Raw genomic sequence first — 14,561 nt, 5'->3', positions numbered from 1 at the left:
TTCGCAGGCTCGGCGGCCATTTCTACGAAGTCGGGGTCACTTGCCCTTGAGTGCTCGCGGGATCTGCTTGCCCTGCGCGATCGCCCGCTCGGGCGCCTTGACCTTCTTCACGCTCCGCACCCCGAGGAAGCCGAGCAGCGCGGCGAGCAGCACGTAGAGGGCGAAGACGATCAGGAACGCCCAGTGCAGCGCCAGGCCCTTGCCGTTCCAGTTGATGAAGTAGGCCAGCGCGATCGAGAACATGATGATGGCGAGCACGAGGATGAACGCAGCGCCGGCGAAGAGGCCCATGCCGACCCCACCCGCGGTCAGGCTGACCTTGAGCTCCGACTTCGCCAGCTCGATCTCCTTGGAGACCAGGGTGGAGATGTCGCGGCTGGCGTCGGCCACCAGCCGGCCGATGGTGGGCTCCTCGGTTGCTGCCTTCACGGGTTCGGTGGCCATGCGCTTCCTTCGGGCTCGGTGCGGTGGTTCGCCTGCTCTTCTGATTGCTCTGCTGACCCTATACGGCGATAGACCCGGTTGCGGGCCCGCAGCAGGATGCTTGCCAGCGCGGCGGCGATCAGAGACCCGAGCAGTACCCCGACCTTGACGTGCTCACCCTGCACCGAGCGTCCGAAAGCGAGCTCGCCGATGAGCAGCGAGACGGTGAAGCCGATGCCGCCGAGCATCGCGATCCCGATCACGTCGATCCACGCCAGCTCGTCATCGAGCTTGGCGGAGGTGAACCGCGCCAACAGCCACGTCGCCAGCGTGATCCCGACGCACTTGCCGACGACCAGGCCCAGCACGACCCCGAGCGTCACCGGGTCCTGCAACGCCTCGGTGATCCCGTGCCAGCCGCCCACGGCGACGCCGGAGGCGAAGAACGCGAACACGGGTACGGCGAAGCCCGCACTGATCGGCCGGTTGATGTGCTCGAGGTGCTCGGCCAGCCCCATGCCGTCGGTCCCGTCGCGGCGCCGGACCGGCACGGTGAAGGCCAGCAGCACGCCGGCGACCGTCGGGTGGATGCCGCTGGCGTGGACGCAGACCCAGGCTGCGGCGGCCAGAGGTACCAGCAGGAAGTCGTTCCAGATCCGGCGCTGGACGAGCACGCCGAAGGCGACGAGCGGCACCAGCGCGACCACCAGCCAGCCCAGGCGCAGCGACGAGCTGTAGAAGACGGCGATCACCACGATCGCGAGCAGGTCGTCGACCACCGCCAGGGTGAGCAGGAACGTCCGCAGTCCGCTCGGCAGGTGGGTCGAGATCGCTGCCAGCACCGCGACCGCGAAGGCGATGTCGGTGGCGGTCGGGATCGCCCACCCGACCGGTGCGCCGTCGGGGTGCACGAGGTTGATCGCGACGTAGATGAGCCCGGGCACCACCATCCCGCCGACCGCCGCGACCACCGGGAGGGCCGCCCGCCGCGGGTCGCGCAGGTCGCCCGCCACGAACTCGCGCTTCAGCTCCAGGCCGGCCACGAAGAAGAAGATCGCGAGCAGGCCGTCACCGGCCCACTCGTTCAGGGTCAGGTGGAGGTGGAGCACGTGCGGGCCGACGGCGAAGTCGTGCAACCGGAAGTAGGAGCTGTGCCAGGGGCTGTTCGCCCAGATCAGTGCGAGCGTCGCCGCCGCGATCAGCAGCAGCCCGCCAGTGGATTCCGCACGCAGGATCTCGGCCGCGCGCGAGGACTCCAGCCAGCTGCCTCGGGCGAAGAGGTTGCGAGGTCGGGTTGCGGGCAACGTGGCTCCTTCGGGCGTGCGACGGCTGACCGCCGACCAGACTTCCCGGCACACCGATGCCCAGCCTACCGGCGCCGCAGCCGCATCCCGCTCGGCCACAGCAGCGGCAGGCCGGTGTAGAGGATCACCCACAGCGGCCAGAACAGCCCGTGCGCAGCGAAGCGCCACAGCAGGACGCAGGCGGCGGACGGCACCAGGAACCCGGGCAGCCGACGCCACCGCGAGGATCGGTCGGGGCTCGGCGGAGCTTCCGCACCCCTGTCGGAGCCCGCACCGGCAACCGTGTCGACGTGGTCATCCGCATCGTCCTCCCACTCCGGCACCAGGTCGACCACGAGCCCGCGCAGGTCACCGAGCGTCCTGGATCGCGCCAGCGCGGCGGCGCGCTGGCCGTGCTCGACCGGCGTGAGACGGCCATCGGCGTACGCGTTGCTGAGCAGGGTCTGTACGACGTCGCGGTCCGCGTCGCTGGCGCGCAGCGCGGCGGCCCCGGCCACGCGGGGATCGTGACTCAGTTCGTGCCACACGCTCACGTCGCCCCCTGCTGCGGGAGCTGGTCCGGAGTCTTGAGCGGGGTGAAGGTCTTCGGGCAGGTGTCGCCAGCACAGGTGCGGTAGCGCCGAGCCAGCTCGCGCAACCGCACGAGCGTGACGTGGTAGGCGGGATCGGCGGCCAGGTTGCGCAGCTCGTAGGGGTCGGTGCTCCGGTCGAAGAGCTCGTTGCCACCCCGCAGCCGGGCATAGGTCCAGGCGCCCGCCCGCACGCCCCAGTAGAGCTGCTGGGACCCGTCGGCGAGCTTCCACGCCTCGATCGGGATGACGCGCAGCTGCGCCGGCCGGTCCAGCCATGGCAACAGGTCGACGCCGTCCAGCGGACGCGGCGGCGTCGCGTGGGCGGCCGCCAGGATCGTCGCGGCGATGTCCGGGTTGGTGATCGGCGTCCGCGTGGTGGTGCCCCGCGGGACGCCCGGCCCGCGCATCAGCACCGGGATGCTGATGATCGGGTCGTAGTGCCACAGCTTGCCGTTGATGTTGCTGCTGCCGACGGTGTAGCCGTTGTCGGAGGTGAAGATGATCAGCGTGCTCGCCAACTGGCCGGTGCGGCGCAGGGTGGCGACGTCGTGACCGACCGCGCGGTCCAGGCTGAGCACCGTCTCGAGCCGGCGCTGGTAGACCATCCGCAGCGCGTCCTTCTGCTGCTGGGTGAACCGCTTGTGCCGCGGCGATCCCGGCGGCAGGTCATGGGTGTCCTCCGGGAACATGTCGGGTGTCGTCGGCAGCCGGACGTCGCGCAGCGTGTTCCGGTCGCGGGCGGCCGGGACCGTCACCCTGTACGCCGCATCGGTGCCCGCATAGCGCTTGACCGGGTCATCGGGCCCGGCCGGGCCGCCGACGTGCGGCGCGACGTAGTTGAGCCATTCGAACCACGGCTGCCCGGTCTTCTTCCGGACCTTGGCGGCGCCTCCGATCATGCTGTCGGACTGCCGGGTCATCACATCAGTGGTGTAGCCGCTCTCGCGCTTCAGTACCCCGTCGATGTTCATCTTGGGGTCGACGAAGCGGTAGGTGGAGGGGTCCACCGTCGCCCGCCACTGGTTCCAGCCGGTCGGCTGCACCAACTCGGTGCCGTCCTTGCCGTAGCCGTTGAGGTACTTGCCGGCGAACATCGTCCGGTAGCCCGCCTCCTGCAGGGCGGTGGCGATGGTGTCGTGGTCGTCGAAGGATTGGTAGCCGCCGTACGGGCCCGAGATCGTGCGGGCGCCGTGATTGTGCGCATACTGCCCGCTGAGCAGGCTCGCCCGAGCCGGGACGCACAACGGCGTGGGGGCGATGCCGTCGCTGAATGTGACGCCTTCATCGGCAAGCAGCCGTCGGGTGTTGGGCATGTAGTCCAGGTCATGCACCGCGAGGTCGTCGGCGGTGATGAGCAGGATGTTGGGTGAGGGGGAGGCCGCGACCGGCTGCGGCTTGCGGGCGGTGTGCCCGAAGAGGCCGCTCACGGCCAACGCGCCGACGGCCAGCGTGGCCAGTGTTGCGCGCGACCTCACCCGTTCCCCCGTATACTTATAACAAGACTGAATTACTAGTGTAACAGGAAATGGACAGCGACCGCTCAGCCTTCGCCACCAAAGTCGAGAGGTCACTTTCTCGGGGTCGAGTGGTCACGTCCAGCGCGGAATGTGACCTCTCGCCGCGTGGAAGTGACCTTTCAACCTGCGGAAGGTGACCTCTCGGGGTGGTCAGGGGGCGAGAAGTCGAGGCGCCCGGGACGGCTCGGTACGCCGCTGGCCGGTCGCCTCGATCGCGACGCCGAGGCGCAGCAGCGCGGTGTCGTCGTACGCACGGCCGGCGATGGTGAGCCCGACCGGCATGCCGATGTCGGACATCGTGCCCATCGGCACCGTCACGGTCGGGATGCCGAGGTGGCGGATGACCAGGTTGCCGTTGGCCACCCAGACGCCGTTGCGCCAGCCGAGGTCGGCGGAGTCGGGGTCGACGTCCATGTTGGCCGGGCCGACGTCCGCGACCGCCGGGAAGAGCACCGCGTCGAGACCCAGCCCGTCGAGCCACTCCTCAAGGTCGACCCGTCGGGTCTCGGCCAGCGCGTGCACCCCCGACTCGAGCTCGGGGATGTCGGTCAGCGCCGCGTAGGGATGCGCGCGGACCTGCTCGGGATAGGTGGCGATGTCGTCGTCGAAGCCGGTGTAGCGATCGGGCAGCGCACCCTCGGGGTGCGGGAAGATCGTCGCGCCTTCGACCTGGGTGAGCGAGTCGAGCGCCGGGTCGCCGTTGGCGGCGAGGAAGTCGTCCCACGCCCATGCGGACAGGTCGACGATCTCTCTCCGGAGGTACTCCGGGCTGACCAGGCCTCGGGTCTTGATCGTCGGTGCACCCGGCCGGTCGCCCTCGTAGTTGCTGACCACCGGGAAGTCGACCTCGACGACCGTGGCGCCGGCCGCCTCGAGGTCGGCACGAACGGCCTCCCACAGCGCGATCACCGAGGGTCGCGTCTCGATCCGGCGCCCGGTCGGACCGCCGATGCCGACGCCGTCGGGAGCCTCGTCGGCGTTGATGTACATCCGCGGCACCCCGAGGCGGACGCCGGCGAGGTCGCGGCCCTCCGCGAGGGCGGCGTACGACGAGGGGCGCAGCGCGCTCGCCGCGGGGATCTCGACCCAGGGCTGGACGCGCCAGAAGTCGCCACGGGTCTCGGCGTCGTCGGTGACCACCACGTCGAGCACCTCGAGCAGGTCCACCATCGTGCGGGTCTGCGGAACCACCACGTCCATCGTCGGCACCAGCGGCCAGTTGCCGCGCACCGAGATGACGCCCCACGACGGGGTGTAGGCGCACAGCGCGTTGTTGGACGCCGGACCCCGGCCGCTGGACCAGGTCTCCTCGCCCAGGCCGAAGGCGCCGAAGCTGGCCGCGGTCGCCGTCCCCGACCCGTTGGAGGAGCCGGAGCCGAAGGGCGCGGTGAGGAAGTCGGCGTTGTAGGGGCTCTCGGCGCGACCGTAGACGCCGCGCTGCATGCCGCCGTTGGCCATCGGCGGCATGTTCGTCAGACCCAGGCAGATCGCGCCGGCACCGCGGAGCCGCTCGATGGTGAAGGCATCGCGCTGGGCGAGGAGGTGCTCGAAGGCGGGGCTGCCGGCAGCGGCGGTCAGCCCGCGCACCAAGTAGGAGTCCTTGGCCGTGTAGGGGATGCCGTCCAGCGGCCCGAGGACCGCACCCTGCGCCCGCCGTTCGTCGGAGGCGCGGGCCTCCTCGAGCGCGGTCGGGTTGGCGACGACGACTGCGTTGAGGCGTGGCCCGGAGGCGTCGTACGCCGCGATGCGGGCCTGATAGGCCTCGACCAGCTCGACGGCGGTGACCTCGCCGGCCTCGAGAGCGCCGCGCAGGTGGGGGATGGTCGCTTCGACGACATCGAACATAGGAGGATGGTGCCATGAGCATCATGCCTCCCGAATGGGCGCCTCAGGACCGGATCTGGATGGCCTTCCCGGCCCCCGGCTACTCGCTCGGCGAGACCGCCGAGGATGCCGAGGAGGCACGGTCGACGTGGGCGGCCGTCGCCAACGCGGCCGCCGCGTTCGAGCCGGTCTCGGTCGTGGTCGACCCCGGTGAGGCCGCCGCCGCCCGAAGGCTGCTCGCGCCGGAGATCGAGATCCTTGAGGCGCCGCTCAACGACGCCTGGATGCGCGACATCGGCCCGACGTTCGTGCACCAGGCCGACGGCTCGGTGGCAGGGGTGGACTGGGTCTTCAACGGCTGGGGCCAGTGCGACTGGGCGACCTGGGACCGCGACGAGCTGATCGGCGCCCGGGTCTGCGAGGCGGCGGCCGTGCCGCGGATCGGCTCGACGATGGTCAACGAGGGTGGCGCGATCCACGTCGACGGCACCGGCGTCGTGCTCGTCACCGAGACCGTGCAGCTCGGTCAGGGCCGCAACGAGGACTGGACCAAGGAGCAGGTCGAGGCCGAGCTCACCCGGACCATCGGCGCGAGCGAGGTCTTCTGGCTCCCGCGCGGGCTGACCCGCGACTACGAGCGGTACGGCACCCGCGGCCATGTCGACATCGTCGCGACGTTCACCGCACCGGGCCGCGTCCTGCTCCACGCCCAGCAGGACCCCGCCCACCCCGACCACGAGGTGAGCCGGTCGCTGCACGCACTCCTGGCCGAGCGCTTCGAGGTGGTGGAGCTGCCCGCCCCGAGCACGCTGCGCGATGCCGAGGGCTGGGTGGACTGGTCCTACGTCAACCACCTGGTGGTCAACGGCGGCGTCATCGCCTGCTCGTTCGACGACGCCCGGGACGCCGACGCCCTCGCCGTGCTCCGGGAGGCCTACCCGGGCCGCGACGTCGTCACGGTCGATGCCCGTCCGCTGTTCGACCGTGGCGGCGGGATCCACTGCATCACCCAGCAGCAGCCCTCGCCGCGCTGAGGGCGAGCACCTCGCGGGTGGTCGGCGGCGTACCGGGCGACCACCTGCGAGGTGGACACTCGACGTGCGGAAGGTGACCTCTCGAGGTGCGGAAGGTGACCTCTCGACGTGTCAGTCGTCGGTGGCCTGGGCCTGTCCCGCCGCGATCAGCTCCATGATCGAGGAGTCGGCCAGCGTGGTGGTGTCCCCGACGCCGCGGCCCTCGGCGAGGTCGCGCAGCAGGCGCCGCATGATCTTGCCCGACCGGGTCTTGGGCAGCTCGGGCACCACCATGATCCGCTTGGGCTTGGCGATCGGGCCGATCTCCTTGCGGACGTGGTCGGAGAGCTCCTTCTCGCAGTTCTCGGGTGCACCCTCGCGCAGGATGACGTAGGCGACGACCGCCTGGCCGGTGTCCTCGTCGGTGGCGCCCACGACGGCCGCCTCGGCGACGTAGGGGTGCGAGACCAGGGCCGACTCGATCTCGGTGGTGGAGAGGCGGTGGCCGGACACGTTCATGACGTCGTCGACGCGGCCCAGCACCCACAGGTCGCCGTCCTCGTCCTTCTTGGCGCCGTCACCGGCGAAGTAGTAGCCCTGGTCCTTGAAGCGCGCCCAGTAGGTGTCGACGTAGCGCTGGTCGTCGCCCCAGATCGTGCGCAGCATCGAAGGCCACGGCTCGGTGAGCACAAGGTAGCCGCCTGAGCCGTTGGCCACGGGGTGACCTTCGTCGTCGACGACGTCGGCGCCCACGCCCGGCAGTGCCGTCATCGCCGAGCCGGGCTTTCCGTGCGTGACCCCTGGCAGCGGGCTGATCATCATGGCGCCGGTCTCGGTCTGCCACCAGGTGTCCACGACCGGCGTGCGGTCGCCGCCGATGACGTGGCGGTACCAGACGTAGGCCTCGGGGTTGATCGGCTCACCGACCGAGCCGAGGATCCGCAGGCTCGACATGTCGTGCTGGTCGGGGATGTCGTGACCCTGCTTCATGAACGAGCGGATCGCGGTCGGGGCGGTGTAGAAGAGCGTCACCTTCTTCTCCTCGATGATCTGCCACCAGCGGCCGCGCTCGGGGAAGTCGGGAGTGCCCTCGTAGAGGACCTGGGTCGCACCGTTCGCGAGCGGCCCGTAGACGATGTAGGAGTGGCCGGTGACCCAGCCGATGTCGGCGGTGCACCAGTAGACGTCGGTCTCGGGCTTCAGGTCGAAGACCTCCCAGTGCGTGAACGCCGCCTGCGTCAGGTAGCCACCGGTGGTGTGCAGGATGCCCTTGGGCTTGCCGGTGGTGCCGGAGGTGTACATGACGTAGAGCGGGTGCTCGGCGTCGAACGCCTCCGGGGTGTGATCGGTCGAGGCGGTTGCGACGGTCTCGTGCCACCACACGTCGGGGCCGCCGGTCTCGGGTCCGTCCCACGCGACCTCCTGCCCCGTACGCCGGACCACGAGCACCTTGGCGACCTCGTGCCCGGCGCGGGCCGCGATCTCGCGGGCCTCGTCGACCGCAGGCTTGAGCGCGGACGCAGCGCCGCGACGGTAGCCGCCGTCGGCGGTGACCACGACCTTTGCCTGGCAGTCCTCGATCCGGCTGGCGAGTGCCTCGGCCGAGAAGCCGCCGAAGACCACCGTGTGCGGGGCGCCGAGCCTGGCGCAGGCCAGCATGGTGACGATCGCCTCGGGGATCATCGGCATGTAGATCGCCACCCGGTCGCCGGTCTCGACGCCGAGGGCCGTCAGCGCGTTGGCTGCCTGGGAGACCTCGTCCTTGAGCTGGGCGTAGGTGATGGTGCGCTCATCGCCCACCGGCTCGCCGACCCAGTCGATCGCGACCCGCTCGCCGTTGCCGGCTTCGACGTGCCGGTCGACGCAGTTGTAGGCGGCATTGAGCCGGCCGCCGACGAACCACTTCGCGAACGGCGCGTTGTCCCAGTCCAGCACCCGGTCCCACTTCTGCGCCCAGGTCAGCCGGTCGGCGGCCTTGGCCCAGAACGCGTCGCGGTCAGCGCTGGCCTCGTCGTACGCCTCCGCCTTGACGTTCGCGCTCGCGGCGAGCTCGGCCGGCGGATCGAAGCGCCGGTTCTCGTGGAGCAGGTTGGACAGGTTCCCAGCGTCTGATGAAGCAGTACTCACGTGATCACTTCCCGGTGCGGGTCGGTAGAGGTGGCCTACGCCACATTAGGCCCGAAGATCCAAGGTGGCGTAGGCGGACCGGCGGTGGACGAAGAGGCGGGTCGCGGTGTGCGGGTGCCGGCTCAGGCGCGCGGTCCCACCGGAAGGACCTGGCGCTTGAAGGTGAAGGCGGTGACACCGGCGAAGGAGGTGTACCAGGCGACGGCCGCTGTCACGATGCCGAGGTAACCGCCGACCTTGATCCAGCTCGACGACTCCTTGTCGAACCAACCGATCGCCAAGACCGCGAAGGTCACGGTCAGCAGCGCGAATACACCGAGCACCGCACCGGAGACCCGGGTCGCGGCGACTGTCATGTAGGCCGTGAAGATCGCCCAGCCGAGGAGGAAGACGCCGACGACCTTGTAGCCGTCGGGGCCGAGCTTGGCCAGGTCCTTCTCGGCCAGCCACCAGAAGGAGACCCAGAAGCCACCGTAGGAACAGAACGCGGTGGCGCCGAAGGTGTTGCCCTTCGCGAACTCCCAGACCCCGGCGGTGAACTGGCAGATGCCGCCGTAGGCGAGCGCGAGACCGAGTGCGCCGCCGACGAGGGCCTGCGGAACGATGTTGGCGTTGACGCAGCTGAGGACGAAGGTCGTGAGGGCGAACGCAGCCAGCCCGAGCGGAGCGGGATCTGCGATGTGAGCGCCCGGGAGGGGCCGCGAGACGGGCGCCTCCGCCGGGTGCTCGGTGCTGAAGTTGCTGGACATGTCGTGCTCCTTCGAGATGCAGGACTGGACCATCCCGGATGCCCGGGCATCACGACGCTATGAGGTCGTGGCGGCCGCGACTACAGGTGCGGGTGCCGGCATCGCCGGACGGTGCCGAGCCTGCGGTGTGCGCTGCGTCACACGGGACGAGCGGTGTCTTCGTTGCGACGAGCGGCGGCTCAGTCGGCGCCGCGCGCCCGGAATCCGCCGCGGTCCACCATCACGGCTTCCGGCGTGTGCAGCCGCACCATCGTCCGGGCCACGTGCAACGGTCGCGCGGTGGCCAGCGAGACGCAGACCATGGTGGCGAAGGCGAGCGGCACGGTGACCAGCGCCGGTTGAGAGAGTATGGCGCCGCCCAGCCCGCCGTAGCTGCGCCCGCTCAACCCGATCGCCACGGCGGCGGTGGAGAGCGCTCCGCCGACGGCCATCCCCGAGATGGCGCCGGCCGCGGTGAGGCGCGGCCACCAGATGCCGAGCAGCAGCATCGGCGCGAACGTCGAGGCGGCCACGGCGAAGGCGAGCTCGACCGCGTGCGCCACCGCCAGGCCGGGGGAGAGCAAGGTCAGCGCGAGTGTGGTCAGCGCCCCGATGGTGGCGGCGATCCGGAAGGCGGCGACCCCGCCGAACCGGTGGCCCAGGACGTCCTGCCCGAGCACGCCCGCGATGGAGAGGACCAGCCCCGAGGAGGTGGAGAGGAACGCCGCGAACGCGCCGGCCGCGAGCACCGCGGTGAGCAGGTCGGCGGTGGTCCCGCCGAAGACGCTGCCCGGTAGGTCGAGGACCGCGGTGTCGGTCGCGTCGGTCGCACTGAGGCTGGGTAGGTAGTGCCTCCCGAGCACGCCGTACACGGGCGGCAGCAGGTAGAAGACGCTCAGTAGGCCCAGCACCGTGACGGTGGTGCGGCGGGCCGCGAAGCCGTCCCGGTTGGTGTAGAAGCGGACCACCACGTGCGGCAGCCCCATCGTGCCGAGGAAGGTCGCCACGATCAGCGAGTAGGTCAGGTAGAGGCTGTGCGGGCCACGCATCGGCTCCAGCCAGTCGGTGCTGTGCAAGCGGGCCGCGGCCCCGGGCGCTCCGCCGTGGCGGGTGGTGAGCAGGAACGCCAGCGGGACGAGGAGCGCGGCCAGCTTGAGCCAGTACTGGACCGCCTGCACCAAGGTGATGCTGCGCATCCCGCCGCCGACCACGCTGGCCAGCACGACCACCGCGACGGCGGTCGACCCGATCCAGGCCGGCGCACCGGTCAGCGCGTGCACCGTCAGTCCGGCGCCCTGGAACTGCGGGATCAGGTAGAGCACCGCGATCAGTACGCCGAGTGCGCTGGCCAGGGTGCGGGCGCGCTGCGACTCCAGCCGGAACTCCGCGAAGTCCGGCAGCGTGTAGGCACGCGAGCGGCGCAGCGGAGCGGCCACGAAGAGCAGCAGCACGAGATACCCGGCGGTCCAGCCGACCGGGTACCAGAGCATGTCGACGCCCCTCGCCATCACCAGCCCGGCGACCCCGAGGAACGACGCGGCGGAGAGGTACTCCCCGCTGATCGCGGCGGCGTTGGTCGCCGGCCCGACGGCGCGCGAGGCGACGTAGAAGTCGCTGGTGGTGCGAGCCAGCCGCAGACCGAACGCGCCGACGGCGAGCGTCAGCGCCGAGACCAGCAGCGCCGCCAGGGCGGCGATGGCGTTCGCGCTCACCGGGTGGTCACCGGGGCCCGACCAGGTCCTGGAACGCGCGCTCGTTGCGTTCGGCGCGGCGTACGTAGACGACCGCCAGGGCGATGATCACCGGGTAGCAGCCGCCGCCGAGCAGCAGCCACGCCAGGGGTACGCCGAGGACCCGGCCGTGCTGCAGCCACGGCACGAACACGAAGAGCAGGGGCAGAGCGCCCACCGTCAGCACGAGCACGAACAGCAGCCCGAGGGCGAGCCGTAGCTGGCTGCGCACCAGCGAGCGCATGTAGACCTCGCCGACCGGGCTCTGCGCATCGATCTCACGGGCCACGGTGGTTCGCCGCGGCCGGCCGGCGGCCGGTGCGGTCACGCGAACCCGAGGAGCCGGGTTGGTGTTGCTCACGCGTCACCTCGACGGGTACGCCGCAGCTGCTCGCGCAGTGCCGGCGTGTGTCGCCGGCTGACCTGCAGCTCGCGGCCGTCGACGATGACGGCGACGTGGCCGTCGTCCTCGCGGATCTCGTCGACGTGGCGCAGCGAGACCAGCAGCGAGCGGTGGATCCGGATGAATCCGGTGTCGCGCCAGCGCTCCTCCAGACTGGAGATCGGCAGGCGCACGAGGTGGCTGCCGCTGGCGGTGTGCAGCCGGCTGTAGTCGCCCTGGGCCTCCACGTAGACGACCGTCGAGCGGGCCACCAGCCGGGTGACGCCGCCGAGCTCGACCGCGATCGTGTCGTCCTGGGGCGCGGTCCCCCCGACGTCGGTGATCCGGCGTACCGCCTCGCGCAGGCGCTCCTCGCGCACCGGCTTGAGCAGGTAGTCCACGGCGTGCAGGTCGAAGGCGTCGACCGCGTGCTCGGCGTGCGCGGTCACGAAGACGATCCGCGGCGGGGTGCGGAAGCGGGCGAGCACCGCGGCCAGGTCGAGGCCGGAGAGTCCGGGCATGGCGATGTCGAGGAAGACCGCGTCGACGTCATGCTCGCGCAGCAGCCGGAGCGCCTCGGTGCCGGAGTCGGCGGCGGTCACCGACGCGATCCGGTCGTCGCGCTCGAGCAGGTAGGTGAGCTCGTCGCGGACGGGGCGCTCGTCGTCGACGATCAGGACGCGCAGGCTCATGGGCGGACTCCGTGGGCGTACTTGGGGACCCGCACCGTCACCTTCGTGCCGGCCCCCGGGGCGGTCTCCACGACGAGGCCGTAGTCGTCGCCGAAGGTCGATCGCAGCCGCTCGTCGACGTTGAAGAGCCCGACCGAGTCGAGGCTGGCGTCCCCGGCCAGGACGCGCCGGATCCGCTCGGGATCGCCACCGACGCCGTCGTCCTCGATGGTGATCACCGCCTCCCGGTCCAGGTCGCGGGCCACGATCTGCACGGTGCCGCCGTCGGGTCGCGGCGCTAACCCGTGACGTACGGCGTTCTCCACCAGCGGCTGCAGGCTCAGCACCGGGATGGTCACGGGGAGCACCTCGGGGGCGACACGGAGGGTCACGCCGAGCCGATCGCCGAACCGGGCCTGCTCCAGGACGAGGTAGCGCTCGATCGACTGCAGCTCCTCAGCGAGCGTGGTGTAGTCGCCGAGCCGGCGGAAGGAGTAGCGGGTGAAGTCGGCGAAGTCGAGCAGCAGCTCGCGGGCGCGGTCGGGATCGGTCCGGACGAAGCTCGCGATCGCGGTCAGGCTGTTGTAGACGAAGTGCGGGCTGATCTGTGCCCGCAGCGCCCGGACCTCGGCCTCCATCAGGCGTGACCGGGAGACGTCGAGCTGGCCGAGCTCGAGCTGCCCGCTGACCCAGTGCGCGAGCTCGTCGGTGGCTCGGACCAGGATCGCGGAGGTGCGCGCGGTGAAGACCTGCAGCGTGCCGACGACCCGGTCCTCCACCGTCAGCGGCGAGACCACAGCGTGCCGGATGTCGCAGGCCGGGTTGCCGCACCGGAACTCCCGGTGGTCGCGCACCGTCGTCGACCCGTCCGCGATGCCGTCGCGGGCGAGCTGGGCGGCGTGCTGCTCGTGCTGCACCGCCCCGCCGTCCCACGCCAGCAGCGCCTCGGTGTCCGTCAGCGCGACCGCGGGCGCGGCGACGAGGGAGCGTAGGTGCTTGACGGAGTCTGCCGCTGAGGTGAGGGTCAGGCCCTCACGTAGGGCGCTGGTCATCAGCGAGGCGGTGTGCAGCGTCCGGAATGTCGCCCTGTCCGCCTCGGTGCCGAGGTGGCCGTGGCGCCGCCTCCAGCGTGTCATGGATCACAGGCTAGTTGAGACCTCGTCGCGTTCCCGGCGTCGAGAGGTCACTTTCTGCGGGTTGAGGGGTCAGGTTCGCCGGGCCGCGCCCGCCGAGCTACGTACGCCGAGCTTGTCGAGGCGCCCGAGAAGTCGCCCGACGACACCGACCGGTCCCATCGAGCGTCGTTAACCCCGCAGGGCCGCGGTTACCGGGCTTGCATGAGCCATCCGCAACTCGCGATCGTGACCGGCAGCGACTCGGGTATCGGCGCCGCTACCGCTGCGCTGCTCGCCTCCGAGGGATACGACGTCGGCCTCACCTTCCACCATGACGAGCAGGCCCTGCTGGCGACCGTGCGCGCGGTCGAGGAGCGTGGACAGCGCGCCTTCGTCGAGCCGTACGACGCCGCCAGTCCTCACGCCGGTGATGTCGTCGACAGCCTCGCCGACCGCCTCGGCGGCCTCGGCGTCGTGGTCAACGTGGCCGGTACCGGGCACAACGATCGGGTCCTCGACCTGTCCTACGAGCGCTGGCGCCAGGTGCTGGCGACCGACCTCGACGGCCCTTTCCTGGTTGCCCAGCGGGCGGCGCAGCGGATGGTCGACGCCGGTCGCGGTGGCCGGATCGTCAACGTCACCAGCGTGCACGAGCACGTCCCGCGCTACGGGGCAGCCGCCTACTGCTCGGCCAAGGCCGGATTGGGCGGCCTGACCAAGGTGATGGCGCTGGAGCTGGCCGAGCACGGCGTGACCGTCAACGCCGTGGCTCCGGGTGAGATCGCCACCGAGATGACCGGCACCGAGGAGCAGGACGCCTACGCGACCTCCCGGCCGGGCAACCCGACCGGTCGGCCCGGCCACGTGAACGAGGTGGCTTCGGTGATCGGGTTCCTGGCGAGCCCGCGCGCGGCGTACGTCACCGGTGCCTCGTACGTCGTCGACGGGGGCCTGATGCTGATGGCCGCGCACGGGCACGACCTGCAGTCGGAGGACTGGCGCAGCGTCTGAGCGGCTCGACCCCACTTTGGGGTACAACGCCGCACCCCTGGCCGATCCGAGCCCAACTGCTGCAAAGACTCACCTCGAAGCACTCGACGTGGGGAAAATAAATGAACAAGCAGTTGGCAATGGGGCTTGGCCTCATCATGGGGA

General features: G+C 70.8%; 13 protein-coding genes. 2 read left to right on the top strand and 11 right to left on the bottom strand.

Annotated features, from left to right (window positions below):
- Window positions 1–36 precede the first annotated feature (36 nt).
- From H036_RS0102990 to H036_RS0102970, 5 genes are all read right to left on the bottom strand, one after another.
- A complete protein-coding gene (locus H036_RS0102990) occupies window positions 37–444 on the bottom strand; it encodes a phage holin family protein (RefSeq protein WP_017933290.1) in 408 nt (135 codons plus the stop codon).
- Window positions 426–1,727 (bottom strand): Na+/H+ antiporter NhaA, encoded by a 1,302-nt coding sequence (nhaA, locus tag H036_RS0102985; RefSeq protein ID WP_017933289.1) that lies wholly within the window; start codon window positions 1,725–1,727, stop codon window positions 426–428. The genes H036_RS0102990 and nhaA overlap by 19 nt, the downstream gene beginning before the upstream one ends.
- A gap of 65 nt (window positions 1,728–1,792) precedes the next feature.
- Window positions 1,793–2,224: a DUF1707 SHOCT-like domain-containing protein gene (locus H036_RS25100; protein WP_017933288.1), complete on the bottom strand. Its 432-nt coding sequence runs from the start codon at window positions 2,222–2,224 to the stop codon at window positions 1,793–1,795.
- A gap of 32 nt (window positions 2,225–2,256) precedes the next feature.
- Window positions 2,257–3,774 (bottom strand): sulfatase-like hydrolase/transferase, encoded by a 1,518-nt coding sequence (locus H036_RS0102975; protein WP_017933287.1) that lies wholly within the window; start codon window positions 3,772–3,774, stop codon window positions 2,257–2,259.
- 192 nt (window positions 3,775–3,966) lie between these two features.
- Window positions 3,967–5,661 carry an amidase gene (locus H036_RS0102970; protein ID WP_017933286.1) on the bottom strand — a complete coding sequence of 565 codons (1,695 nt, stop codon included), beginning with the start codon at window positions 5,659–5,661 and terminating at the stop codon, window positions 3,967–3,969.
- Between the two features lie 14 nt (window positions 5,662–5,675).
- Between H036_RS0102970 and H036_RS0102965 the strand changes: the two genes are divergently transcribed.
- Complete coding sequence (locus tag H036_RS0102965) at window positions 5,676–6,674, top strand: agmatine deiminase family protein (RefSeq protein WP_017933285.1); 999 nt, start codon at window positions 5,676–5,678, stop codon at window positions 6,672–6,674.
- Between the two features lie 111 nt (window positions 6,675–6,785).
- On the opposite strand, the gene acs is transcribed toward H036_RS0102965, so the two are convergent.
- The 6 genes from acs to H036_RS0102935 form a co-directional block, all read right to left on the bottom strand.
- Window positions 6,786–8,780, bottom strand: a complete 1,995-nt coding sequence (acs, locus tag H036_RS0102960) for an acetate--CoA ligase (RefSeq protein ID WP_017933284.1) — start codon at window positions 8,778–8,780, stop codon at window positions 6,786–6,788.
- Between the two features lie 122 nt (window positions 8,781–8,902).
- Window positions 8,903–9,529, bottom strand: a complete 627-nt coding sequence (locus tag H036_RS0102955) for an acetate uptake transporter (protein WP_026145737.1) — start codon at window positions 9,527–9,529, stop codon at window positions 8,903–8,905.
- Window positions 9,530–9,708: 179 nt separating this feature from the next.
- Entirely contained in the window at window positions 9,709–11,220 is a 1,512-nt protein-coding gene (locus H036_RS0102950; protein WP_017933282.1) for a sodium/solute symporter, read from the bottom strand.
- Between the two features lie 7 nt (window positions 11,221–11,227).
- Complete coding sequence (locus tag H036_RS0102945) at window positions 11,228–11,599, bottom strand: DUF4212 domain-containing protein (RefSeq protein ID WP_017933281.1); 372 nt, start codon at window positions 11,597–11,599, stop codon at window positions 11,228–11,230.
- On the bottom strand, window positions 11,596–12,312 hold the full coding sequence (locus tag H036_RS0102940; RefSeq protein ID WP_017933280.1) for a LytR/AlgR family response regulator transcription factor: 717 nt from the start codon (window positions 12,310–12,312) through the stop codon (window positions 11,596–11,598). The genes H036_RS0102945 and H036_RS0102940 overlap by 4 nt, the downstream gene beginning before the upstream one ends.
- Window positions 12,309–13,427 carry a sensor histidine kinase gene (locus H036_RS0102935; protein ID WP_017933279.1) on the bottom strand — a complete coding sequence of 373 codons (1,119 nt, stop codon included), beginning with the start codon at window positions 13,425–13,427 and terminating at the stop codon, window positions 12,309–12,311. Before H036_RS0102935 ends, H036_RS0102940 begins: the two co-directional genes overlap by 4 nt.
- A gap of 201 nt (window positions 13,428–13,628) precedes the next feature.
- Here H036_RS0102935 and H036_RS21670 point away from each other — a divergent pair, with 201 nt between their 5' ends.
- The gene (locus tag H036_RS21670) at window positions 13,629–14,417 is read left to right on the top strand and encodes an SDR family oxidoreductase (RefSeq protein ID WP_017933278.1); all 789 of its coding nucleotides are present in this window, start codon (window positions 13,629–13,631) and stop codon (window positions 14,415–14,417) included.
- Window positions 14,418–14,561 lie beyond the last annotated feature (144 nt).

The sequence above is a fragment of the Nocardioides sp. Iso805N genome (assembly GCF_000364605.1).
Classification (GTDB): Bacteria; Actinomycetota; Actinomycetes; order Propionibacteriales; family Nocardioidaceae; genus Nocardioides.
Note: the sequence above shows the minus strand (reverse complement) of the source record. Positions and strands in the feature narration are given on the sequence as shown.

Excerpts from the sequence above, each read along its gene's own strand:
- H036_RS0102940 (WP_017933280.1), bottom strand. The coding sequence starts at position 12,312 with ATGAGCCTGCGCGTCCTGATCGTCGACGACGAGCGCCCCGTCCGCGAC.
- H036_RS0102965 (WP_017933285.1), top strand. The coding sequence starts at position 5,676 with ATGAGCATCATGCCTCCCGAATGGGCGCCTCAGGACCGGATCTGGATG.
- H036_RS0102970 (WP_017933286.1), bottom strand. The coding sequence starts at position 5,661 with ATGTTCGATGTCGTCGAAGCGACCATCCCCCACCTGCGCGGCGCTCTC.
- H036_RS21670 (WP_017933278.1), top strand. The coding sequence starts at position 13,629 with ATGAGCCATCCGCAACTCGCGATCGTGACCGGCAGCGACTCGGGTATC.
- H036_RS0102955 (WP_026145737.1), bottom strand. The coding sequence starts at position 9,529 with ATGTCCAGCAACTTCAGCACCGAGCACCCGGCGGAGGCGCCCGTCTCG.
- H036_RS0102935 (WP_017933279.1), bottom strand. The coding sequence starts at position 13,427 with ATGACACGCTGGAGGCGGCGCCACGGCCACCTCGGCACCGAGGCGGAC.
- H036_RS0102990 (WP_017933290.1), bottom strand. The coding sequence starts at position 444 with ATGGCCACCGAACCCGTGAAGGCAGCAACCGAGGAGCCCACCATCGGC.